17 protein-coding genes and 1 pseudogene are annotated in these 23,443 nt (G+C 73.1%); 4 read left to right on the top strand and 14 right to left on the bottom strand.

Annotated features, from left to right (window positions below; genetic code table 11):
• From ABD323_RS28585 to bldG, 4 genes are all read right to left on the bottom strand, one after another.
• A partial coding sequence (locus tag ABD323_RS28585; RefSeq protein WP_344444877.1) for a hypothetical protein occupies positions 1-919 on the bottom strand: 919 nt, incomplete at its 3' end.
• Between the two features lie 237 nt (positions 920-1,156).
• Positions 1,157-3,499, bottom strand: a complete 2,343-nt coding sequence (locus ABD323_RS28590) for a sodium-translocating pyrophosphatase (RefSeq protein WP_344444892.1) — start codon at positions 3,497-3,499, stop codon at positions 1,157-1,159.
• 515 nt (positions 3,500-4,014) lie between these two features.
• Complete coding sequence (locus tag ABD323_RS28595; RefSeq protein WP_344444878.1) at positions 4,015-4,425, bottom strand: ATP-binding protein; 411 nt, start codon at positions 4,423-4,425, stop codon at positions 4,015-4,017.
• A gap of 452 nt (positions 4,426-4,877) precedes the next feature.
• Entirely contained in the window at positions 4,878-5,219 is a 342-nt protein-coding gene (gene bldG / locus ABD323_RS28600) for an anti-sigma factor antagonist BldG (RefSeq protein ID WP_344444879.1), read from the bottom strand.
• 237 nt (positions 5,220-5,456) lie between these two features.
• On the opposite strand from bldG, the gene ABD323_RS28605 reads away from it, so the two are divergent.
• Complete coding sequence (locus tag ABD323_RS28605) at positions 5,457-7,784, top strand: DEAD/DEAH box helicase (RefSeq protein ID WP_344444880.1); 2,328 nt, start codon at positions 5,457-5,459, stop codon at positions 7,782-7,784.
• 156 nt (positions 7,785-7,940) lie between these two features.
• Here ABD323_RS28605 and ABD323_RS46095 read toward each other — a convergent pair.
• From ABD323_RS46095 to ssd, 7 genes and pseudogenes are all read right to left on the bottom strand, one after another.
• Positions 7,941-8,384: pseudogene (locus tag ABD323_RS46095) on the bottom strand (Rv3654c family TadE-like protein); the annotation flags it as partial.
• On the bottom strand, positions 8,381-8,725 hold the full coding sequence (locus ABD323_RS28610) for a TadE family type IV pilus minor pilin (protein WP_344444881.1): 345 nt from the start codon (positions 8,723-8,725) through the stop codon (positions 8,381-8,383). The pseudogene ABD323_RS46095 and the gene ABD323_RS28610, both read right to left, overlap by 4 nt.
• Before the next feature lie 214 nt (positions 8,726-8,939).
• Positions 8,940-9,128, bottom strand: coding sequence for a DUF4244 domain-containing protein (locus ABD323_RS28615; protein ID WP_425556190.1), 189 nt, complete (start codon positions 9,126-9,128; stop codon positions 8,940-8,942).
• Between the two features lie 422 nt (positions 9,129-9,550).
• On the bottom strand, positions 9,551-10,138 hold the full coding sequence (locus tag ABD323_RS28620) for a type II secretion system F family protein (RefSeq protein ID WP_344444882.1): 588 nt from the start codon (positions 10,136-10,138) through the stop codon (positions 9,551-9,553).
• A gap of 323 nt (positions 10,139-10,461) precedes the next feature.
• Positions 10,462-11,511 (bottom strand): type II secretion system F family protein, encoded by a 1,050-nt coding sequence (locus ABD323_RS28625; protein WP_344444883.1) that lies wholly within the window; start codon positions 11,509-11,511, stop codon positions 10,462-10,464.
• The gene (locus tag ABD323_RS28630; RefSeq protein ID WP_344444884.1) at positions 11,508-12,827 is read right to left on the bottom strand and encodes a TadA family conjugal transfer-associated ATPase; all 1,320 of its coding nucleotides are present in this window, start codon (positions 12,825-12,827) and stop codon (positions 11,508-11,510) included. Before ABD323_RS28630 ends, ABD323_RS28625 begins: the two co-directional genes overlap by 4 nt.
• Positions 12,824-13,942 carry a septum site-determining protein Ssd gene (gene ssd / locus ABD323_RS28635; protein WP_344444885.1) on the bottom strand — a complete coding sequence of 373 codons (1,119 nt, stop codon included), beginning with the start codon at positions 13,940-13,942 and terminating at the stop codon, positions 12,824-12,826. Before ssd ends, ABD323_RS28630 begins: the two co-directional genes overlap by 4 nt.
• A gap of 861 nt (positions 13,943-14,803) precedes the next feature.
• Between ssd and ABD323_RS28640 the strand changes: the two genes are divergently transcribed.
• Entirely contained in the window at positions 14,804-15,661 is an 858-nt protein-coding gene (locus ABD323_RS28640; protein ID WP_425556191.1) for an HAD family hydrolase, read from the top strand.
• 431 nt (positions 15,662-16,092) lie between these two features.
• Here the strand turns inward: ABD323_RS28640 and ABD323_RS28645 are convergent, their stop codons facing one another.
• On the bottom strand, positions 16,093-17,022 hold the full coding sequence (locus ABD323_RS28645) for a Fic family protein (protein ID WP_344444887.1): 930 nt from the start codon (positions 17,020-17,022) through the stop codon (positions 16,093-16,095).
• Positions 17,023-17,220: 198 nt separating this feature from the next.
• Here ABD323_RS28645 and ABD323_RS28650 point away from each other — a divergent pair, with 198 nt between their 5' ends.
• Both ABD323_RS28650 and ABD323_RS28655 read left to right on the top strand, forming a co-directional pair.
• The gene (locus tag ABD323_RS28650; RefSeq protein ID WP_344444888.1) at positions 17,221-18,273 is read left to right on the top strand and encodes an ATP-binding protein; all 1,053 of its coding nucleotides are present in this window, start codon (positions 17,221-17,223) and stop codon (positions 18,271-18,273) included.
• A gap of 357 nt (positions 18,274-18,630) precedes the next feature.
• Positions 18,631-20,958, top strand: coding sequence for a SulP family inorganic anion transporter (locus ABD323_RS28655; RefSeq protein ID WP_344444889.1), 2,328 nt, complete (start codon positions 18,631-18,633; stop codon positions 20,956-20,958).
• Positions 20,959-21,036: 78 nt separating this feature from the next.
• Here ABD323_RS28655 and ABD323_RS28660 read toward each other — a convergent pair whose 3' ends face one another.
• Complete coding sequence (locus tag ABD323_RS28660) at positions 21,037-21,987, bottom strand: chitinase (RefSeq protein ID WP_344444890.1); 951 nt, start codon at positions 21,985-21,987, stop codon at positions 21,037-21,039.
• Positions 21,988-22,304: 317 nt separating this feature from the next.
• A complete protein-coding gene (locus ABD323_RS28665; RefSeq protein ID WP_344444891.1) occupies positions 22,305-22,847 on the bottom strand; it encodes a hypothetical protein in 543 nt (180 codons plus the stop codon).
• Positions 22,848-23,443: the final 596 nt, after the last annotated feature.

A 23,443-nucleotide genomic window follows, 5' to 3' on the forward strand; every position in this document is an offset into this window, starting at 1 on the left:
CGGCTCGGTGTCGGGCAGCAGCGCCTCCAGCTCGGCCGCGATCGGGAAGCGCTCGGCCAGGTCGGCCAGCGCCGCGGCCCCCGGGGGAGCGGGGGGGGGCCGGGAACCCGCTGGGGCCCGCCGGCGAACCCCCCGCAGCCGCCGGGGAGCCGCCCGCAGCGGGCGACCCGCCGGTGGCGCGCGCGCTGCCCGCCGCGCCCGGCGTGCCCGAACCGGCCGCGCCGCCCGCGCCGCCCTGGCTCTTGCAGCCGGACTGCCGGGCGATCGCCTTCCCGAGGTCGCCCGTCTGCACCTTCGCCAGCGCCCCCGTGGAGGAGCCGGCCAGCTGCTGCACCTGGTCGCCGATGCTCTTCAGACCATCCGCGAACCGCGCCTGGTCGTCGGTGGGCAGCGTCGCGAGCCGCTTCTGGACGTCCTGGTAACCCTGCGCCGCCTGCTGCAGCTCGTTGACGACGTCCTTCTGCACCCCGGCGCCGTCGTCGGTCTTGGGCGCGCCGGCCTTGCTGATCGCGTCGGCGATCTGCTGGTTGGCCGTCGACAGCGTGCCGAGGTCGGTGGCGAGCCGCTTCTGCAGGTCGGCGGGGGCCTCGCCGTCCTTGACCTGGCCGGTGTCGGTCAGCGCGGTGGCGGACTGGGTCACCGGGTCGCGCAGCCCGTCGCAGACCTGCTTGGCCCAGGAGTCGAGCTGTGCGCTGTTGTCGCTGCTGCACGCGGCGGCGCCGCAGGCCAGCAGCGCGCCGAGCACGGGCAGGACGATCAGCCGTCGGGTCGCCCGGCGCCCGCGGCCGGCCACCGCGAAGGCTCCGCGGTCGGACCGGACGGGCCGCCCCGCGCCGGAGTGCGGCGTCCCGCCCCGACCGTCCGCCTGGGCCCGCCGGCCCGCCCGGGCACGCTCGTCCGCCAGCTCTCGCTCGTCCACCAGGTGAGCCCTTCAGTCCCGTTCAGTCCCGCTGCCGTCCCGGGTGAAACTACCCGACACCGCTCGCGCGACCGCCCGGGGCCGTCCGTCCCCGGCGCCACCGGCTGCTGCGCGGCGCTCTCGCCGGCCCGCTGACCGGGGTCGTGACGTTCGCCTCCTCGCCTGCTTGCGCGCACCCCTGACGCCTGAGGCGTCCGGGGTGCGCGCAAGCCGCGCTGCGGCGGCTGCGGGTTCCGCTCAGCCGCCGGCCGCAGCCTGGGCCGGGTCGCCGGCCGCTCCGGAAGCGGGGGTCGCCGTGGCTCCCGGATCGCCCGCCACGTCCACCGTCCGTCGCTTCGAGACGGCCACCGCCACGACCACCGCCAGCACCGACACCACCGCCACCGCGGCCCTCAGCCCGGTGTTCGCGTGCACGCCGAAGCTGAACCGCACCACGGCCGGCGCGATCAGCAGGGAGACCAGGTTCATCACCTTGAGCAGCGGGTTGATGGCCGGTCCGGCGGTGTCCTTGAAGGGATCGCCGACCGTGTCGCCGATCACCGTGGCCGCGTGCGCCTCGCTGCCCTTGCCACCGTGCGCGCCGTCCTCGACCAGCTTCTTGGCGTTGTCCCAGGCACCGCCGGAGTTGGCCAGGAAGACCGCCATCAGGGTGCCCGTGCCGATCGCGCCAGCCAGGTACGAACCGAGCGCGCCCACGCCCAGGCCGAACCCCACCGCGATCGGCGCCAGTACGGCCAACAGACCGGGGGTGGCGAGTTCGCGCAGGGCGTCCCGGGTGCAGATGTCCACGACCTTGCCGTACTCGGGCAGCTCGCTGCCGTCCATGATCCCCGGATGCTCGCGGAACTGGCGGCGCACCTCGAAGACCACCGAACCCGCCGAACGGGAGACCGCGTTGACGGCCAGTCCGGAGAAGAGGAAGACCACCGCCGCTCCCAGCAGCAGGCCCACCAGGTTGTTGGGCTGGGAGATGTCCAGGCTCAGGTCGGCGGCGTCGCCCACCCCCACCGACCCGCCGACCTTGCTGACCGCCTCACCGATCGCGTCGGTGAACGAGCCGAAGAGCGCGGTCGCCGCCAGCACCGCGGTGGCGATCGCGATGCCCTTGGTGATCGCCTTGGTGGTGTTGCCGACCGCGTCCAGCTCGGTCAGCACCCGGGCTCCGGCGCCCTCCACCTCGCCGGACATCTCGGCGATGCCCTGGGCGTTGTCCGAGACCGGCCCGAAGGTGTCCATCGCCACGATCACCCCGACCGTGGTCAGCAGGCCGGTGCCGGCCAGCGCGACGGCGAAGAGCGCCAGCACGATCGAACCGCCCGCCAGCAGGTACGCGCCGTACACCGCGGCACCGATGACCACGGCCGAGTAGACCGCCGACTCCAGGCCGAGTGAGACCCCGGACAGCACGACGGTGGCCGGCCCGGTCAGCGAACTGCGCCCGACGTCCTGGACCGGGCGCCTGGTGGTCTCGGTGAAGTACCCGGTCAACTGCTGGATCACCACGGCCAGCACGATCCCGATCGCCACCGCCGCCAGGGTGAAGAGCCGCGGGTCACCGTGATGGGCCCGGATGTCGTCCGGCACGTGCCGCAGGGCGGCGAAGCTCGACGGCAGGACGACGAACACCGCGCCGAGCACCAGCAGCAGCGAGACCGCGGCGGAGAGGAAGAAACCCCGGTTGATCGCGGTCATCCCGCTGCGGTCCCGCTCCCGCGGGGCCACCGCGACGATGCCCAGCACCGCCGTGACCACGCCGATCGCCGGGACCAGCAGCGGCAGCACCAGGCCCACGTCGCCGAAGACCGCCCGCCCCAGGATCAGCGCGGCCACCAGGGTCACCGCGTAGGACTCGAAGAGGTCCGCCGCCATTCCGGCGCAGTCCCCCACGTTGTCGCCGACGTTGTCGGCGATGGTGGCCGCGTTGCGCGGGTCGTCCTCCGGGATGCCCTGCTCGACCTTGCCCACCAGGTCGGCGCCGACGTCGGCGGCCTTGGTGAAGATGCCGCCGCCGACGCGCATGAACATCGCCAGCAGCGCCGCCCCGAAGCCGAAGCCCTCCAGCACCCGCGGGGCGTCGGCCCGGTAGATCAGCACGACGACCGCCGCGCCGAGCAGGCCCAGGCCCACCGTGCACATCCCGACCACGCCGCCGGTGCGGAAGGCGATCCGCATCGCCCGGTGCTGCGCGGGCTGTTCCTGCCCGGCGACCACGCCGCGGGCGACCGCGGCCACCCGGACGTTGGCGCGCACCGCGAGCCACATGCCCAGGTACCCGGTGGCGGCCGAGAAGACCGCGCCGACCAGGAAGAACGCCGAGCGCCCGAGCCGCTGTGACCAGTTGTCGGCCGGCAGCAGCATCAGCAGGAAGAACACCCCGGCGGCGAAGACCGCCAGCGTGCGGAACTGGCGGGCGAGGTAGGCGTTGGCGCCCTCCTGCACCGCGCCCGCGATCCGCCGCATCGTGGGGGTGCCGGTCTCGTAGGCGAGCACCTGGCGCACCAGCAGGACCGCGACGCCCAAGGCGGCCAGCGCGACCAGGCCGATCACCAGGACCAGCACCTGGTTGCCACTGGTGAGCACGGCCCCGGACGAGTCGCCCGGGGCGCCGAGGACGGCGTGCGGCGAACCGATACCCGCCCGCCCCTCGGCCAGAACTCCCAAGATTCGTGGTCGTACCGGTGCACCGGCGTCAGCCGTGACGGCCGGCGCGGATGGTGCTGGAGCGGAAATCGCTGAGACAGATGTGACGAGAACGGATTTCAGTGCATGAGTGGTGCTCGAAACAACCGTGATGATCGTGGATCCCGCCATGCGTCCTCCCCGATGACCGGCGCGCCGACCTGGCGGTACGGCGCGCAAGTGGCTCTGGTGGCACAGGCGATCGGGCCGGACCCTTCCGGCCCGACCGGATATCGAGGAGTGTAGGAATCAATGCGTGATTGAAATAGACCGCGCGCAGAAGAGAACCGAAAGAATCATGGGCGGGTACCCGAAAACTCGAGGTTTTCGGGTACCCGCCCATGATTCCTTCGATGCCCGGCGGCTGCGCGGCCGGGTGGTCCGGCGGCTGCGCGGCTCAGCGGCTACCGCGCGGCTCAGCCGACCTGGACGGGCCAGCTCATCCGGATCAGCCCGCCGGCGTCGTCCCGACCGACCTCCAGGTCCTCGACCAGTCCGGTGATGACCGCCAGCCCCAGGGTGTCGTCCGAGCTGTCACCGGAGTCGTCGTCGGAGGGCTCGGCGAGCTCGCTGAGAGCCCCGGCCCCGTCCCCGACCTCGATGACGAAACGCTTCTCCTGGTCGGTCAGAGCGACCCGCACGGCGCCGCCCTTGATGCCGCGCTGGTGCAGGCCGACAGCACGTGAGCAGGCCTCGCCGACCGCCAGCCGGACCTCGTCGAGCACGGACTCGTCCACGCCGGCCCGTCTGGCCACCGCGGCCGCCACCAACCGCGCCGTTCGCACGTGCTCGGGAAGGGCGCTGAATCGCAGTTCGACGGTTGCCATCTCTCCCTCTGGGGGTTTGTTCGGCTGGGCGTCCGGCACGAGTCAACAGATCATCGAAGGCCTACGCACAGACCGGCGGGGCCGGATGACCGGGCGCGTTCGGGTTCGGCCGGCGATCGCGGCCCGCCGGAGAGGCTCCGGACCGGCCGACCGGCCGGGCAGGGAAAAGACCGGACCGGGTTTCGGCGGCACGCGGCGCGCTCTCGCCGGGGCGATGTCGGATCCGACCACCACCCGAGCAGGGCAGCAGCTCACCGGCCGCCCCGACCGTGTCGACGCGGGCAACCGCCCACTCGGGACGCACGCCACCGCAGCCGATGCTCCGGCCGCCCGGGACCAGCCCGGACGAACGATGCCCGGCCCGACGGCACCACCTCGCGGGCCACGCCGCTGCGCGTCGCGAGCGACCGGTCCGAGGCCGCCACCAACGGTGAACGGCCCGGACCGAACGGTCAGTCCGTCGAAGCGACGGCCTCGTCCACGGAGGCGTGGATCGGGAACACCTTGGTCAGACCGGTGATCCGGAAGATCTTGAGAATGCGCTCCTGGGTGCAGACGAGACGCAGCGAGCCCTCGTGCGCCCGCACCCGCTTCAGGCCGCCCACCAGCACGCCCAGACCGGTCGAGTCGAGGAAGTCCACACCTTCCATGTCGACAACCAGGTGGTAGCTGCCGTCGTTGACGAGCTCGACCAGCTGCTCACGCAGCTTAGGGGCGGTGTACACATCAATCTCGCCGCCAACCTCGACGACCGTGCGGTCGCCGACTGTACGGGTCGACAGGGACAGGTCCACGGAACCTCCAGCACCTTGCCTTGCTACGTCACATTGCGTACTACGGCGGTCGGATCACATCGGCCGATCCCGACTGCCGATCCCGGCCAAGCGGTCTGCACCGCATGACCGAGCGACCGGCCCAGGTGCCGCCGGTCCGGCCAACTGGCCGCCACCGCATCATTCAACCACCTGGCAGCATGCCTGCACGATGGCTTGCCGCGATTCTCCGTCACTCCGGTGACACACTGGGTCTCCATGCCGCCCAGCCATCGCCAGCCCGACGCCCTGCTCGCCACCTTGGTCGCAAGCCGGGGGCGGTCGGACCGACTCACCCATACGGAGCATCTCCCCGCGCGCCGGGCCCGCTATGCCCCCTGGCCGGACTCGATCCGTCCGGAGATCCGCGCCGCCGCTCGGGAGCTGGGTCTGGATCGGCCCTGGGCCCATCAGGCCGAGGCGATGAATCTCGCCCAATCCGGTCAAACCATGGTGATTGCCACAGGCACCGCTTCGGGGAAGTCGCTCGGCTACCTGGCGCCGGTGCTGAGCGACCTGCTGGACGGAACCGAGGCGCCGAACGGCCGCGGGGTGACCGCGCTGTACCTGGCCCCCACCAAGGCCCTGGCCGCCGACCAGCGCCGCCGGGCCACCGAACTCGCGCCGCCCCGCGTGCGCGCCGCCCTCTACGACGGCGACACACCGCCCCAGGAACGCGAGTGGGTCCGGCAGTACGCCTCGTACGTGCTGACCAACCCCGACATGCTGCACCGCGGCATCCTGCCGGCGCACGCCCGCTGGGCCTCGTTCCTGAAGGCGCTGCGCTACGTGGTGATCGACGAGTGCCACAGCTACCGAGGGGTGTTCGGCTCGCACGTCGCCCAGGTCCTGCGGCGGCTGCGGCGGCTCTGCCACCGTTACGGCTCCGACCCGACCTTCCTGCTCGCCTCCGCCACCACGGCCGATCCGGCGGCCACCGCCGAACGGCTCACCGGCCTGCCCGCGGTCGCGGTGACCGAGGACGCCTCGCCCCGCGGGCCGCTGGTCTTCGCCCTCTGGGAGCCGCCGCTGACCGAACACGTCGGCGAGCACGGCGCACCGGTCCGGCGGACCGCCACCACCGAGGCCGCCTACCTGCTCACCGACCTGGTCGAGGCCGACGTCCGTACGGTGGCCTTCGTCCGCTCGCGGCGAGCCGCCGAACTGGTCGCCCTGCAGGCCCAGGACAACCTCGACACCGCCCTCGCCGGGCGGGTCGCCGCCTACCGCGGTGGCTACCTGCCCGAGGAACGCCGGGCCCTGGAACGCGACCTCCACTCGGGACGGCTGCTGGGCCTGGCCTCCACCTCCGCGCTGGAGCTCGGCGTCGACGTCTCGGGCCTCGACGCCGTCCTGCTGGCCGGCTATCCCGGCACCCGTGCCTCGCTGTGGCAGCAGGCCGGCCGGGCCGGCCGCGAGGCACAGGGCGCGCTGGCGGTGCTGATCGCCCGCGACGACCCGCTGGACACCTACCTGGTGCACCATCCGGAGGCACTGTTCGCCCGCCCGGTGGAGGCCACCGTGCTCGACCCGGACAACCCGCACGTACTCGCCCCGCACCTGTGCGCGGCCGCCGCCGAGCTCCCGCTCGGCGAGGACGACCTGGCGCTCTTCGGCCCCTCGACCGGCCCTCTGCTGCCGGTCCTGGAACAGCGCGGTCTGCTGCGGCGGCGCAGCGACGGGGCCTGGTACTGGACCCGCCGCGAGCGGGCCGTCGACGCCGTCGACCTCCGGGGCAGCGGCGGGAACCCGGTGCAGATCGCCGAGGCGTCCACCGGGCGGCTGCTGGGGACCGTCGACGCCGCAGCGGCGCACACCACCGTGCACACCGGCGCCGTCCACCTGCACCAGGGACGGACCTACCTGGTCCGGGATCTCGACCTGGAGACCTCGGTCGCCCTGGTCGAACTCGCCAACCCCTCGTACACGACCGCGGCCCGGGACACCACGGCCATCTCCGTGCTGACCACCGACCGGACCGTCGCCTGGGGTGAGGGCACCCTCAACTTCGGCTCGGTCGAGGTGGTCAACCAGGTCGTCGGCTTCCTGCGCAAGCGGATCTCCACCGGGGAGATCCTCGGCGAGACCAAGCTCGACCTCCCACCCAGGACGCTGCGGACCCGGGCGGTCTGGTGGACCGTCACCGAGCAGCAACTGCTCGACGCGCTCATCCCGTTCGACCAGCTGCCGGGCGCCGCGCACGCCGCCGAACACGCCTCCATCGGCCTGCTGCCGCTCTTCGCCACCTGCGACCGCTGGGACATCGGCGGCGTCTCGGTCCCACTTCACCCCGACACCCGATTGCCCACCGTCTTCGTCTACGACGGGCACCCCGGCGGGGCGGGCTTCGCGGAGCACGGCTTCCACCGCGCCGCCGAGTGGCTGACGGCGACCCGCGAGGCCATCGCGTCCTGCGAGTGCGAGCGCGGGTGCCCGTCCTGTGTCCAGTCGCCCAAGTGCGGCAACGGCAACGACCCGCTGGACAAGGCCGGCGCGGTGCGCCTGCTGACCGCCCTGCTCAGCGGCGCTCCCACCGAACCCGCCTGACCCGTGCGCGGCGGCCGCGGCCGACGCGGTGGCCGATGGCGCAGCCGACGGCGTGCCGGTGCCGGTCTCGGGCGAGCCGGCGTCGAGGGACCAGACCGGCCCGGCCCGCGCCTGGGCGGTGGCGGGGCCGACCGGCACCGGCACGCCCGGTACGGGTGCCTGGACCACCACCACGACGCTGTCCGTGCCGAGGTCCACCGTGCAGGAGACCATGCGCACCCGATGGGCGGCCGCGACGGCTGCCGCCCGGGCGCAGCCGCCGTCCGCGTCCAGCAGCAGGCGGTCGGCGGCCGCCAGCGCTGCCAGGTCGGCGGCGGAGGCGGCCCGGTGCCTGGCGCACAGCACCGACTCGAGCGCGAGGACGGCTCCGAACACCGCGAAGCCGAGCAGGGCCAGCCCAACCAGCCAGATCGTCGCGGACCCGCGATCACGAGCGGCCGAGGTGGTACGCGCCGACGGCCGAGAGTCCTGAGGGAGGCGCCGCCGTGGCCCGCCGTCGTGGCCCGCTCCCTCTCCAGCTCCCTCCCGCCCCTGCTCTCGCGCCCGCATCCGGTCCTCGCACCGAGCCGGCCGACCGGTCGGCCCCCGCCGCTGCCTCATGCTCGGCCCAGCTCCTCTCCGACCCGATCCTCGCGAGCTGCGACCGCCAGGCCGCTCACCCGCACCGAGAGCGCGGCAGCCAGCCGTCCCGGCCCCAGGCACTGCGCCTCCACCAGGACCCGCACCGACTCCGCCTCCTCGACCACGCGGACGGTGGCACCCGGCGGCGCCACGACCCGGGCCCGCTCAGCGGCGTCCGCCTCGCCGCGGGCCGCCGCGCGGGCCCCGACAGCGGCCGCATCGATGCACCGCAACTGCGCCGCCCCCGCGAGAACCCCCCACAGGAGCATCGCCGTCAGCAGGACCAACGCCGGCAGGGCAACGGCCGTCTCAGCGGTCACGTAGCCAGCGTCCCCGCCCCGCAGAGCCGCCCTCCACCTCGGCCCGCTCCTGGACCGCGGATCCCTCGATGGGCCGACACCTGTCGCCGCTGCCACGGCCGCTCGGACCGCCGGCGGTGGCCCCACGACCCGTGCGGCCCCTGACGGGACCGGGAGGCCGCCGCTACCGCGCGACAGCCACCCGGCAACCCCGCCACAGAGCCCGGAGGCCTGTTCAGACCACATGAAGGGCCCGGTCCAGGAGGCCGGTCAGTGCCGCACTCACCGCGTCACTCGTCACGACCTTGTAGAGCAGCGCGGCGAAGGCGCAGGCCGCCACCGTCCCCACCGCGTACTCAGCGGTCGACATCCCGCCGTCGGGCGGTGCCGAGCCGAGGCGCTCCCGGGACCGCCGGCCGATCAGACAGGCACACCGGCGGATCAGGCCGTGGGCCGTGCCCGGCACGCTTCGCAGCCGTCGCCCCGCCCACGGCGCCGGCCGATCGGGCACCCTCGCGCCGGACGTCGCCACCGCCACCGCCGCCGGCGCCGGCGGCAACAGACTCGCCGAAGGTGCGAAGGGCGACCGGACGGGCAGCCGGTGGACCGTCGCCGTTCCGGTGCCCAAGCGGTCGGACGCCCGGTCGGACGCCTTGTCGTGCGGCGGGAACGGGACGAAGGTGACGACGGGCGACGGTTCATCAGACGGGTGGTTCATGGGAAACGTCCTCTCGTGAGAGATGTCTGTGGGCCAGCGCCTGAGCGGGCCCACCGGAAGTGGTCCGGGTTCACCGGTCGGCCCCAACCGGCCCGGTGACGTCGCGGACCGGTGCACCGACCGAGCGGTCAGATCCTGTGGACGAACGCGGCCGCGAGCCCCGTCACCACCGGGACCACGCCGATGAGCACGAAGGCCGGCAGGAAGCAGAGCCCCAGCGGGGCGGTGGCCAGCACGCCCGCCCGACGGACCCGGGCGTGCGCAGCCCGGGCGGCGGCGCCGCGCTGCGCGGCTGCCAGGGCGGCGAGCGGGAGGGCCGGCGGCGCTCCGCTGACGGTCGTCCGGACCAGGCAGCGCGCCAACGGGTCCAGTGCCGGGCAGTCCTCGCCCAGCCGTCCCCAGCAGGCCGCCGGAGGCGCTCCGAGCGCGAGCTCGGCCGCGACCGCCGTCAGGCGTGCCCGCATCGGATCACCGACCGTCCGGGCGACCGCCCGCGCCGCCTGCTCCGGCGAGCCGCAGGATCCCAGGCAGGCCGCCAGCAGATCTGCCGTCAAGGGCAGTTGAGCCAGCAGGAGGGAGCGTTCGCGGTCCGCCCACAGGGCCGTGGGGGAACGGATCTCCGGCAGGCACCCGCGCAGGAGCACCGCGGTCAGGACCGCAGCGAGGATCCCCGGTACTCCCGGCGCCAGCACGCCGATCGCCAGGCCTGCCAGCACCGGTACTGCCGACTCCGCACGGAGCCTGCGCCGCCTGCCGGTTGTGGGGGAGCGCTCGCCGCCTGCCGCCCGCGACGACGGCACGGACCGCCGGCCACGCACCTTCCACCGGCTCCGAGCCCGGTTCCGGCCCTGACCCCGGCCAAGGGTCCGGGGCACCAGGTCGAGGTGGCCCACCCGCCGCCCTTGCCTGCGGCGCCGCCACCAGCGGCCGGCGAGCGACAGGGCGCAGGCAATCGGCGTGACCCCCGCGGTGAGCATCACGAGTACGGTGACCAGCGGGGAGGAAGGCAGGTGTGCGTAGCGGCCCAGGCCCTCACTCATCAGGACACCTCCATCATGTCGAGATCGCTCCGCCGGCCCCGACGAGGGCCTCCCGCTCTCACCGGCCGCCGCGGTTCGGTCGCCCTCACCCGCACGCCGACCGGCCGCCCCGCCGCGGCGACGGCACCGCCGTGCACACCGAGGTCCGCCTGCGCCGCGCGGATGATCCGGGCGGTCCAGAGCAGTCCGGCGACCTCGAGGAGCCCTCCTGCGAGCAGGCACCCCATGCCCAACGGAGTGCTCAGCAGGATCCGCAGCGGTTGCGCACCGAGCGCACTGCCCAGCACCAACCCGAAGACGGGCAGGGCCGCCAGCAGCGCGGCCGTGGTGCGCGGGCCGGCCAACTCGCTGCGGATCTCCTCCCGCAGCCCGAGGTCGGCGCGCAGGGCAGCGGCGACCTGGTCGAGGCTCACCGCGAGGCCGGTGCCGCTGTCCGCCGTCACCTGCCAGCAGGCGGCGATCGCGGACGCCCCCGCGCCGCCGGGCAACGCGGCCACCCACCGGAACACGCTCGGCACGTCGGCGCCGTAGCGGGTCGCCACCAGCCGGGCCAGCGCCTGCGGCCCCAGCCGGGCGACCTGCGACCCGAGGTGCCGCTGACGACCGGTCACGGCCTCCAGGGCCTGTCCGGGAGTCGCCCCGCTGCGCAGTTCGCCGGCCAACGCCGCACAGAGTTCGATGACCGCCACAGCTCGATCGCCCGCCTCCCGGGCCAGCGTCCGGCGCATCCGCCAACGCCGGCCGGGGACGATCAGGAGAGCCGCGGCGACGAAAGGCAGCACCGAGTGGGCCAGGGAACCGGCCAGCAGGCCGCCCGGCAGCAGGAGCGCCTCCGGACCCCACCAGCGGCGGCGCTCACCCGGTGCCCCGACCAGTCGGCGCAGCCGGCGCAGCCCGATCCGCACCAGGACTCCGGGACCGTCCGGAGCGCCGAGCACGGTGACCGACCGGCGCCTGGCCCTGGCCCGCCGGTTCAGCCGGGCCCAGGCCGACGCTCCGGCGGCGCAGAGCGACAGAGTGGCCGCCAGGTCGAGGTGGCGGCCCGTCATCGGATGCCCCGCCCCGCCGCGACACCGCGAGCCGTGCAGAGCTGCTCCAGCCGTGGCCAGCCGCTGCCCCGGGCAACCGATCCGTCCGGTGCGAAGAGCACCGCCGGAACGGCCCTGGCCAGTCCTGCGGCATCGCTCGTGAGCGTGTGCACCTCGGCGACCCGGCGCAGGCCGGTCGTCGGCTCGCGCACCAGGTGGATCACCAGATCGAGGGCCGACCGCAGCTGGCTGTGCAGGGCCGGCCGGTCCAGGCCCGCCATCGACCCGAGCGCCTCCAGCCGGACCGGCACATCGGCCGCCGTGTTGGCGTGCACCGTTCCGCAGCCACCCTCGTGTCCGGTGTTCAACGCGGCCAGCAGGTCCAACACCTCGACGCCCCGGACTTCGCCCACCACCAGACGGTCGGGCCGCATGCGCAGCGCCTGACGGACCAGGTCCCGCAAGGTCAACTCGCCCAACCCCTCCTGGTTGGGCGGGCGGCTCTGCAGGCGGACGACGTGCGGGTGGGCCGGCCGGAGCTCGGCGGAGTCCTCCGCGATGACGATCCGCTCCCGGCTTCCCACCAGGCCCAGCAGGGCGGCGAGCAGTGTCGTCTTGCCGGTGCCCGTTCCGCCGCTGATCAGCAGTGAGAGCCGGGCCCGCAGGATGTCGCGCAGCAGGTCGGCGCCGGCCGGTGGAAGGGATCCCGCGGCGACCAACTCGTCCAGCGCGAAAGGGCGCGGGCGACAGATCCGCAGCGAGATGTGCGTGCAGCCGGTCGCGATGGGCGGCAGGACGGCGTGCAGCCGCGTGCCGTCCGGGAGCCTGGCGTCGACCCACGGCCGGGCGTCGTCGAGCCGGCGGCCGGCCGACGTGGCCAGACGGTGGGCCAGGTGACGGACGGCTGCGGGATCGGCGAAGTGGATCGCGCGCTCTCGGCGCAGGCCGCTCCCGCGGTCCACCCACACCTCGTCAGGGCCGTTGACCAGGACGTCCGTCACGTCCGGTGCGGCGAGCAGCTCGTCGAGCGGCCCGGCGCCGACCAGCTCCGAGCGCAGCGTCCGGACGGCGTCCAGAACGTCGTCGCCGCCCAACGGCGGCCGGGTGGCCCGCAACGCGGCGGCGACCTCCGTACTGGTCGGTGCCGCGCCGGCCTCGGCGAGCCGCAACCGGACGGAGTCGAGCAGGGCGCCCGCGCGCTCCGCGGGGGCACGCGCCGGGTCGGGTCGCCGCCGAACCGTCGCCAGGGTGGGACGGGTGCTGCTCCGGTGCGGCTGCCGGGGCCAGGAGAGGTGCCGGTCGGCCGGGTGTCCGGTGGGTGTGGTGCGAGCGTTCATACGGCTGCTCCTCCTTCGACGACGGGTGGCAGGACTTCTCCCAGGTAGGCGGCACAGAAGCGCGCCAGCGGACCGTGACCGCGCAGCCCCGGCGGCGTGCCGCGTTCGGCGTCGAGCGTCAACCCGGGTTCGTGCGAGATCTCGCCGGCCAGTGGCAGGCCCAGGCCGCGAGCGATCTCCTGGCTGCGCAGACCCAGTGGCCCCGGAAGCCGGACCACCGCGCGCAGGTCCGGCAGGTGCGCCCCGACGGCCGCCCCCACCCGCCCGGCCGCGGCCATCGCCCGCAGTTCGGTGGGCACCACCAGCAGGCCGGTGTCGGCCTGCGCCAGCGCCTGGACGGCGGCCGGATCCAGACGGCGCGGCAGGTCGACGACCACCAGGCCGCCGCGCCGCCGGGCGGCGGCCAGCACCGTGCGCATCGCCTCCGGTGAGACCTCCACGGGCTCCCCGCGATCCCAGGACAGCGCCGTCAGGCTGTGCAACTGCGGCAGCGCCTCGGCCAGTTCGGCTCCGCTGACCCGCCCGCGCGACCCGGCGAGATCGGGCCAGCGCAGGCCCTCCGCCAGCTCACCGCCCAGCAGGACGTCCAGGCCGCCGCCGAGCGGATCGGCGTCGATCAGCATCGTCCGGTGCCGGGCGCGAGCGGCGGTGATGGCCAGGGCACAGGCGAGCGTGGAGGCTCCCGCGCCGCCCCGGCCGCCGATCACGGCGACGGTCAGGGCCGGAGCACCGACGTCCTCGACGGCGTCGGCGATCCGGTCCAGCAACCAGGCCTGTGCGTCCGGCAGGAACAGCACCTGCTCGGCACCGAGTTGGACACCGCGCACCCAGACGTCGCCGTCGTCGAGGTCCAGGCCCAGCAACAGGACACCGGCCCGACGGGTCAGCCCGACACAACGCTCGAACTGATCGTCCCCGACCAGCACCAGCGGGGCGCTCTCCCAACGGTGGCGCGGCGGCGGGGCGCCGGAGAACACCTGCGGCTCGACTCCGACCGCCGCGCAGAGCCGGGACAGGTGGTCGGCCAGCACCCCGTCCCCGGTGAGGACGAGGGGGTGCCTGGACTGCGGGTCGTCGGATCGGGATCCGTACTGATCGATGGCGGGTGCCGGCACGACTGCCTCCCGAACTGGGGCGCTCGCTGACGCTCCACCGGCTCCCCACGACAGCGGCCGCATCAGGCGGTCGACGGCGGGGCGAGGGACGGCGCAACGGGCGGTGACGATGGGACCTCGGCCGACTCGCCCCGCCCCGACAGGCAACCTGCGCCTCGTCAGACCGGGCCGTGGCTTCGGCTCGCGGCCCACAGTGCCGCCCCGCTCGGAATCCGTCTGCCCCTCTTCGAATCCCTGTGGATAACCAAGGGGGTGTGGATATCCGAACTCACTCGGATGGCCCTAGTTCACCCTTGAGAGGAGTTACGCACAGGGAATTGACACACGCTTCTCAGAAACTCGCCGAGCACAGGCGATCAACTACGCAGAGTGATGATCTGAAGAGGCCGAGCTACCTCGTACCCCAACGAGGTGCTGCACTCCGAGCCCCTCGCACATCCCCCCTGAAGCGCCGCGCGGGGCCTGGAAAACGGCCCCGGACATGCGACGACCCCCGCCGGGGGGGAGAGCGGGGGTCGTCTATCCACGGTCCGACTCGGGGGGGAGGAGCCGGACCGGGTTAGCACGGTCGCGAACGATCCGTGACTTCCATGGTGTACCCGAGCGGCCAGAAACACAAACCAGCAGGGCCTTGAGTCAACCAAATGGCGGCCCCCTGGAGGCCGCCCTCTATCCTCGGTTCCTGTGGACACCACCGAGAACGCCGACATCGCCAGCGGTGGCGAGAACTCCGGACCGGAGGCCGCGCCGAATGCCTCCTCCGGCGACAGTACGACCGCCTCGCCCCCTGCCGGGCCGACCGCCTCGACCGCCCCGGGTCCGACCGTCCGGGCATCGTTCGAGAGCCCCCTCGAGGGCCCCCTGGACACAGCACCGGAAGCCGTCGAACGGCCCGCCCGCAGCCGACCCACCGGCGGACCCGCTCGCACGGCGGCGTTCTTCGACCTCGACAAGACGATCATCGCGAAGTCGAGCGCACTGGCGTTCAGCCGGCCCTTCTACCAGGGCGGCCTGATCAACCGTCGGGCCGTGCTGAAGAGCGCATACGCCCAGTTCGTCTTCCTGGTCGGCGGGGCGGACCACGACCAGATGGAGAAGATGCGCGAGTACCTCTCCGCACTGACCCGGGGGTGGAACGTCCAGCAGGTCCGGGAGATCGTCGCCGAGACCCTGCACGGACTGATCGACCCGCTGATCTACGAGGAGGCCGCCTCGCTGATCGAGCAGCACCACGCCGCCGGCCGCGACGTGGTGATCGTCAGCAGCTCGGGCGTGGAGGTGGTGGAGCCGATCGGCGCGCTGCTGGGGGCCGACCACGTGATCGCCACCCGCCTGATGATCGAGGACGGCCGCTACACCGGCGAGATCGAGTACTACGCCTACGCCGAGAACAAGGCCGCCGCCATCCGCGAGCTGGCCGCCCTCGAGGGCTACAACCTCGCCGAGTGCTACGCCTACAGCGACTCGGTCACCGACCTGCCGCTCCTGGAGGCCGTCGGAAGGCCCTCCGCCGTCAATCCGGACCGGAGCCTGCGCAAGGAGGCACTGGCCCGCGACTGGCCGGTGCTGGTCTTCAACCGGCCGATCGAACTGCACCGCCGCCTGCCCGAGTTCAGGGCGCCGAGCCGGACCGTGCTGGCCGCGGTCGCCATCGGCACCGCCTGCGTCACCGCGGGCGTCGTCTGGCACCTCGCCAAGCAGCGGCGCCCGGAACTCTGATCGGCCGGTGTGGACCGGTGGCGGCCTGCCGCCGGTCCACACCGAGCCGTCGAGCGCGCCGCCTGGGCGCCAGGGCTCGACCAGCGAATCGGACAAAAGGTAAAGAATTCGCCTTTCGAGTTCCGTTTGACCGGGATCCGAGATACAAAGGACTCACGGCCCGCGAGACCCGGAAGGACCCGAAGAGGTCAGACCGACACCGCAGTTCAGGCCCCACGGACCGCGTACAACATCCGAGCACCCACGTGCAGCCGACCCGCGATACGGGCCGCCGCACCAGGCGAACGGGCAGGATCCCCGCCTGATGGGCACTTCCGGTGCACGCATGGTCACCCGGAGCGTTGTACCAGCGGCGACACCAGCAGTCAGGGTGTCGCCGCAACTCTGTGCCCGCGGCCGGACACGGCACCGAACGGCGGCACAACCCGCCGTCAGACCATTCCCCGCTGCATCGCCTCGCAGACCGCCGTGCTCTCGCGGACACCGAGGCGAAGTGCCAGGCCGCAGTGCTCGATCCAGCGGGCGAGCCCGTCGGGCGCACCGGAGAGGTAGCCCGCGAGCGCGTCCCGGTAGGCCGCCGTGCCGAGTTCCACCAGACCGACCTCGGCGGGACAGATCGCCTTGGGGTCCAGACCCTCCGCGATCAGCACGATCCGCTGGGCGGCCCTGGCGACCAGCCCGTTGTGGCTTCCGAACGGCCTCAGCGCCAGCAACTCGCCGTGCACCACCGCGGCCACCACCAGCGCCGGGGCGCCACCGGAGGCACCGGCCGTCCGTGCGACCAGGAGCTGTGCCAGCTGGTCGAGGCGGGCCGCGACCTCCGCGGCCGGCGGCGCGGGCGGCAGCACGGCCGACGCCCCGGCGACCGAAGCCCCCGAGGTCGCCTCCCCGGCCAGCCGGGCGACCGGGGCGGCGGCGACGCCCTCGACGGCCTTCAGCTCCAGCGGGAAGAGCTCCTCCGCCACCTCACCGTCCTGCCGCGGCCTTCCCGCCGCGGCCTCACCGTCACCCGCCGCCAGCAGGTGCAGCCGCGCCAGGACCTGGAGCGGAGAGGTGCGCCAGACGCTCAGCAGCTGGCCGGCCTCGGCGGAGATCCGCAGCGCGCCACCGACGACCCGCTCCTCGCGCCCCGCACTGAAGTCGCTGCGGCGACGCACCTCCTCCAGCGGCCAGTCGGCGCCCGCGAGCGCGGCCGAGGCCCGCGCCCCGCGGATCGCGGCCTCCGAGGTGACCTCGGGGGCTCGGCGCCGCATCACCCGGTGCCCGTACAGGCGGTCGACAACCTTGCGGATCTCAGCGACGGACTCGGGCACCCCGGGCAGTTCGGCCAGCGGGGCAAGCGGATCAGTTCCAGTGCTCACCTACCCGAGAGTAACGACTCCCCCGCCCCGCTCGACACAGCAACCCCGGTGTCACCCGTTCGAGGCAATCCTTGTTTCCCCCGGGACCGGCACCCGAAACCCCGGCTACGATGGCCACTATCGGAGACGATAACGATTACCAACAAGCTGGCCGACTCCACCGGGGCGGTCGACGCAGCGAGAGCCGGGAGTCCACAGATGAAGATCGCCTTCGTCGGCAAGGGCGGCAGCGGCAAGACCACACTGTCCGCGCTGTTCATCCGCCATCTGGCCGCCGAGGGCTGTCCGGTGATCGCCGTCGACGCCGACATCAACCAGCACCTGGGCCCGGCAATGGGCCTGACGGATGCCCAGGCGGCACTGCTGCCCTCCCTCGGGGCGCACCTGCCGGAGATCAAGGAGTACCTGCGCGGCAGCAACCCGCGGATCGACTCGGCCGAGGCGATGATCAAGACCACTCCGCCCGGGCGAGGTTCACGGCTGCTGCGCATCGTCGAGGAGAACCCGGTGTACGCGGCCTGCGCCCGGCCCGTCGCCCTGGACGAGGGGTCGGTGCGCCTGCTGGCGACCGGCGCGTTCACCGAGGAGGACCTCGGCGTGGCCTGCTACCACTCCAAGGTCGGCGCCGTGGAGCTGCTGCTCAACCACCTGGTGGACGGTCCGGGCGAGTACGTGGTCACCGACATGACCGCCGGCTCGGACTCCTTCGCCTCGGGCCTGTTCACCCGCTTCGACCTCACCTTCCTGGTCGCCGAGCCGACTCGCAAGGGCATCTCGGTCTACCGCCAGTACAAGGAGTACGCCCGGGACTTCGGGGTCGCCCTGCGGGTGGTCGGCAACAAGGTCCAGGGGGCGGACGACCTCGCCTTCCTCCAACGGGAGGTCGGTGACGACCTGCTGGCCGCCTTCGGGCACTCGCCCTGGGTCCGCCGGTTGGAGCAGGGCTCCGCAGCGGCGTTGAGCACTCTGGAGCCCGCGAACCGGGCGGTGCTGGAGCTCCTGCGCACGCAGGCGGACGCCGCCTTCGAGCGCCGCGACGCCCGCCGCTACAGCGCCCAGGCCGTGCACTTCCACCTCCGTAACGCCGAGAGCTGGGGGAACGCCAAGACCGGCCTGGACCTGGCGGTGCAGGTCGATCCCGACTTCGTCCTCGACCCCGCCGCGCTCGACGGGGCCGGCCACGGCGAGGAGCGCCTCGGCGGGGCACCACGGACCGCCACGGTCCGGGACGCGGCCGGCACGGCCGCCTGACCGCAGGCGGCGAACCCGCCGTCCGCCAAGGGGCCGGTGTCCCACCCGATCGGGTGGGACACCGGCCCCTTCGGTCGATAGCGGCAGGTCAGCCGGGTAGACCGGCTCACTCCGAGGGGTGAATCTCGGCCCCGGGACTCCCGCACACACTTACGCTATGCAAAGCTTTCATTACCCACAGTTTGCCAAGTCTTGATGCATCGGACTCTCCGAGCTTGATGGTCCATGGGCCGCCCCATCCCCCGGCACCACGCCCACACCATCCCGCCTCACCGTCGCGACCCACAGCAGCCGATCCGGTCTCCAGCGCCACCACCGGACCCGGCCGCGTTCGTTCCCCCGGAAAGACGGGACGCCATGACCCTCGACACTCCCCCCTCCCCGCCCCCGACCGACGTCACCCCCGGCAGCCACGCGCCGCCGGCCCCCGACCCGCGCAGCGGTCCGCGACTGCGGCTGCGGCTGCCCTGCGCAGCGGACCTGACGGCCTCGATCGCGGTCTTCCTGGTCGCCGTCCCGTTCTCGCTCGGGATCGCGCTGGCCACCGGAGCACCGCTGACGGCCGGCCTGGTCGCCGCCGCCGCCGGTGGCATCACCGCCGGGCTGCTCGGCGGCACCCCGCTGCAGGTGAGCGGGCCGTCCGCCGCGCTCACCGTGATCACCGCCGGACTGATCGCCCAGTACGGGTGGCAGGCCACCTGTGCGATCACCGTGGCAGCCGGGCTGCTGCAACTGCTCCTCGGCTCAATGCGGGTGGCCCGCGCGGCACTGGCCGTCTCGCCCGCGGTCGTCCACGGCATGCTGGCCGGCGTCGGCATCACCATCGCCATCGCCCAGCTCCACGTGGTGCTCGGCGGTACCCCGCAGAGCTCCGCGCTGGCCAACCTGACGGCCCTGCCCGCGCAGCTCTCCGGCCCGCACCTGCCCGCCCTCGCGGTCGGCCTGGTCGCGATCGCCCTGCTCTACGGCTGGCCGAGGCTGAGCCGGCTGCCGGGCCGGGCCGGGCTCCTGGGGAGCCGGCTCGTCCGGGTGCCGGCCGCACTGACGGCGGTGGCTGCCGGCACCGGGCTGGCCATCGCCTTCGACTTCCAGCTGGCCCGGGTGGAGCTCCCGAGCTGGAGCGAGCACAGTCTCGCCGCGCTGCCCAACGGATCGCCGCTCGCCGTCCTGGGCGCGATCGTGACGGTCACCGTGGTGGCGGCCGTCGAGTCGCTGCTCTGCGCGGTCGCGGTGGACCGGCTGAGCGGCAGCACCGGGGACCTCGACCGTGAGCTGCGCGGGCAGGGCCTGGCCAACCTGGTCACCGGCCTGCTGGGCGGCCTGCCGGTGGCCGGTGGCGCGGTCCGCAGCTCCGCCAACGTGCAGGCCGGCGCCCGTACCCGCTGGTCCGCGGTCCTGCACGGTGTCTGGGTCCTGCTGGCCGCCGTCGCGCTGACCGGTGGCCTGCGCCGGATCCCGCTGGCGGCGCTGGCGGCCCTGGTGATGGTGGTGGGCGTGCAGATGGTGAGCTTCGCGCACATCCGCAAGGTGCACCGCCACCGGGAGTTCGCGGTCTACCTGACCACCGTGCTCGGCGTCGTCCTGCTCGGCGTTCCGCTCGGTGTCGTCACCGGCGGAGCGACGGCCCTGCTGCTCGCCCTCTACCGACTGACCCGCACGCACGTCGACGTCGCTCCACGCCCGGACGGCTCGTACGGCGTGCAGACCCACGGTCCGCTGACGTTCATCGCCGTCCCCCGGCTGGCCAGGGCGCTCGGCTCGATCCCCGTCGGGGCCCAGGTCACGGTCTGCCATGACGGCTCCTTCCTCGATCACGCGGCCTACGAGGCACTGCACTCCTGGCGCATCGGCCACATCGCGCGCGGCGGCCAGGTCGCCCTGCTGACAGACCGGCAGGACGACGAGGTCCTCGACCCGGACGGCACCGTCCGGTCCGGCAGTTCCCCGAGCCCGCACCGCTGCCGGGCCTGGACCCCCTGGGTCGGCCACCACTGCATCGAGCAACAGGACGATCCGCACGGCCGGCTGCTGGACGGTGTGCGCGGTTTCCAGGTGCACACCGCCCCGCTGATCCGGCCCGAACTGGCCAGGCTGGCGCGCGAGGGCCAGACGCCCTCCCAGCTCTTCCTGACCTGTGCCGACTCCCGGATGGTCACCAGCATGATCACCAGCAGTGGCCCGGGCGACCTGTTCACCGTGCGCAACGTCGGCAATCTCGTGCCGGCGCCGCACGAGCCCGGCGCGGCCGACGACTCGGTGGCCGCCGCCGTGCAGTACGCCGTGGAGGTGTTGGAGGTCCGCAGCATCACCGTCTGCGGTCACTCCGGCTGCGGGGCCATGAGCGCGTTGCTCAACGGGCTGCACGAGCAGCCCGGCCGGCCGACACCGCTGGCTCGCTGGCTGCGCAACGGGCGCGGTTCACTGGCCCGGCTGGCACGCGTCCCGGCCGAGTTCGCCGACCGGGAGGCGGTGGACCGGGTCGAGGAACTCTCCATCACCAACGTGGTGCAGCAACTCGACCAGCTGATGGCCAATCCGGCGGTCGAGAGCCGCGTCCTGGACGGGTCGTTGCGGCTGGTCGGGATGTACTTCGACTTCGCCACCGCGCAGGCCTACGTGCTCGACCGGACGACCGGACGCTTCGCCGCGGTCTGCGCGACGCGCGAGATCGCGAGTGCCGCGTGACCGGGTAGGGCGGGCGGGCCCCGCTGCACGTCGGCAGCGGGGCCCGCCCCACCCGGAACCGCCCGGGCTGTCCGCCGATCAGCCGGTGATCTTGTTGAAGATCTTCGAGTAGCCGTAGCCGGTGCCCTTGTCGTAGCCGTCGACCTCCCAGAAGGACAGCTCCTGAACGCCCTTGGCGGCGGCGAAGCTCTCCAGCGTGGCGGCGTTGGACTGGGTGAAGTTCTCGTTGTCGTCGTTGCGGCCGGCGATCGGCGTCAGTCCGAGCTTGCCCCAGGCCTGCGCCGAGCTGCCTCCGTAGAGCGTGACCAGCTGGCCGTGCGTGGCGTTGGCCGCGGACTCGGCGTCGTTCAGGGCGTTCTCCCCGTCGCCGAAGTCCATGGTCATGATGTTGACCAGGTTCACCTGCACGCCCTTGCTCTTGGCGTCCTTGAGCAGATTCAGCGCGTTCGACTCGAGGCCGGTCGGGTCCACCGGCAGGGTGTAGTCGACCTGCACCGAGGGGTTGGCCTTCTGCAGGGCCGCCAGTGCCTGGTCCCGGCGGGAGTTGGCCGCGGTGTTGTTCAGGACGCTGCCCTCGATGTCGAAGTCGAGCCTCGTCACCCCGTAGGTCTTGACGACATTGGCATACGCGGCGGTCAGGCTGGTGACCGAGGTACAGGTCTCGGCCAACTCCCCACCGGCTTCGCCGCCGAAGGAGATGATGACGTTGCCACCGGCCGCCTTGAAGGCGCTGACCTGCGAGGTGAACGCTCCAAGGGCGTTGTTGCCGTCCTCCCACATCGGCGTGCAGCCGGACTTGGGCGTGAGGAAGGCCAGCGTGTAGGTCGACACACCGCTGGCCTTCTTGTCAGCCGTCAGATCACCGACATCGGAGCCACTGATCTGCAGATACGGTGCGGCGTAGTGAGCCGGGAAAGCAGCCGTGGCCTGGGCGGCGGCGGCCTGGGCGGGCACGGCGGCGACGGTCAGGCCCACCGGCAGGGAGGCGGCGGCTACCGCGAGCGCACCGATCCGGAGATACTTGTCCATGACAACCTTTCAGATCCGATGACGCCCTCCCGCGAGAGGCCTGGGGAAGCCTGGCCCGGGCGGGCCGGCGCTCGCGTTCGAGGGTGAACGGCGCACGGCTCCGCGGGCATGCGGGTGGGCAGGTGGGGGCGGAGTGAGGGTCGAACGAGAATCTCGGTTAGGAAAGTTTCCTAACCTTAGATGGGGATGGTGGCCCCACCTCCCGAACATGTCAAGAGCGCGCGCAGCCCCCGGGCGCTTCTCCGACTCGGTACGACCATGAGGGAGAAGTGCCCGAGGGCTGCGGGCCGGAAGGGGTCTGGATCCGGCGACCGGGGCTACGCGGTGGTGTGCGCTCCGCCGAGCAGACCGGCCAGGTCCGCCGGCGTCACGTAGCCGGGCCACCGACCGTCGTCGAAGAGCCGGACTCCCGCGTCGTGGTAGCACTGGTCGACCAACTGGGAACAGATCTGGTGCCGGGTGTCGGCGACGTAGCCCTTGAGCAGGGAGCTTCCGGGCAGGTGGAACCGGTGTGCGGCCAGAGCCGCGTAGTCGAGGAAGCTGTAGGGCACGTTCAGGTAGCCGCGAGCGGCCGCGACGATGGCCACCCGCTGATCGTTCGTCAGCTTGATCAGGCCACTGGACCAGCGGATGGACCGACCGTCGTACTCGGCGAGCGGGGCCTGGTGCGCCCCGCCGGGTTCGGCCTCGACGACCTGGTCGCCGCCGACCAGGATGAAGGCGTGCTCGAAGTCGGCGAAGCCGTCCCCGTTGAGCCACTGACCCACGCGGATGAGGCGGCCGGCCCCTCCGCGCATCTGGACGACCGCGAAGTCGCCCGGTCTCGGAAGCGGTGCGGAACTGGCGGAGCTTTCTGTCATGACTCGACTCCCCGAGAGCGCCGCATCGGCGCGCGGCACCTCACCCGGCGCGCACCGCCAGGCAGCGGCAGGGCGTCGCGCAACAGGGAACCACGGTTCGCGTACGGCGGGCTGACGGCTCGAAACACCGGACCCGAGCCCGGCGCTCACCAGCAGACTGGTGCTTCCAGTGGAGTACCCGCGATACCGGCCTTCAAGACGTGGCACGAGAGATCGGGCGATATGCCCGGCTTCGTCGGTGAGCACCGCCCTGGAGCCACGAGAGGTCGGAGCCGGGGTGGGGCCACCGCCTGTCAGAATGTCCGCGCGGACCCGGTGCGAGCGGGCCGGCCCACTCGGTGCGAGCCGGTGCACCATCCGCACACACGATTCAGAGGTCTACACCAATTTTCCCGGGTCCCCTTGTCAACCGACCCGTTCGCCTGGTGAGCTGTGCACTGGGACACACGGGACAATCCCCACCACAGGGAACCATCCCGAAGCACTGGAGCTTCTCTCCGCGGGGAAAGCACCATGAGGAGACTCGATGAGGAGTTCGCGTTGAGCAACGAGAGCCTGGCCAACCTGCTCAAGGAGGAGCGGCGGTTCGCTCCGCC

Origin of the sequence: Kitasatospora nipponensis, from assembly GCF_039528135.1 — a bacterium.
Taxonomy (GTDB): Bacteria; Actinomycetota; Actinomycetes; order Streptomycetales; family Streptomycetaceae; genus Kitasatospora; species Kitasatospora nipponensis.

Coding starts and splice junctions, on each gene's coding strand:
- ABD323_RS28595 (WP_344444878.1), bottom strand. CDS start 4,425: ATGGCAACCGTCGAACTGCGATTCAGCGCCCTTCCCGAGCACGTGCGA.
- ABD323_RS28605 (WP_344444880.1), top strand. CDS start 5,457: ATGCCGCCCAGCCATCGCCAGCCCGACGCCCTGCTCGCCACCTTGGTC.
- ABD323_RS28625 (WP_344444883.1), bottom strand. CDS start 11,511: ATGACGGGCCGCCACCTCGACCTGGCGGCCACTCTGTCGCTCTGCGCC.
- ABD323_RS28630 (WP_344444884.1), bottom strand. CDS start 12,827: ATGAACGCTCGCACCACACCCACCGGACACCCGGCCGACCGGCACCTC.
- ABD323_RS28650 (WP_344444888.1), top strand. CDS start 17,221: ATGAAGATCGCCTTCGTCGGCAAGGGCGGCAGCGGCAAGACCACACTG.
- ABD323_RS28655 (WP_344444889.1), top strand. CDS start 18,631: ATGACCCTCGACACTCCCCCCTCCCCGCCCCCGACCGACGTCACCCCC.
- ABD323_RS28660 (WP_344444890.1), bottom strand. CDS start 21,987: ATGGACAAGTATCTCCGGATCGGTGCGCTCGCGGTAGCCGCCGCCTCC.
- ABD323_RS28665 (WP_344444891.1), bottom strand. CDS start 22,847: ATGACAGAAAGCTCCGCCAGTTCCGCACCGCTTCCGAGACCGGGCGAC.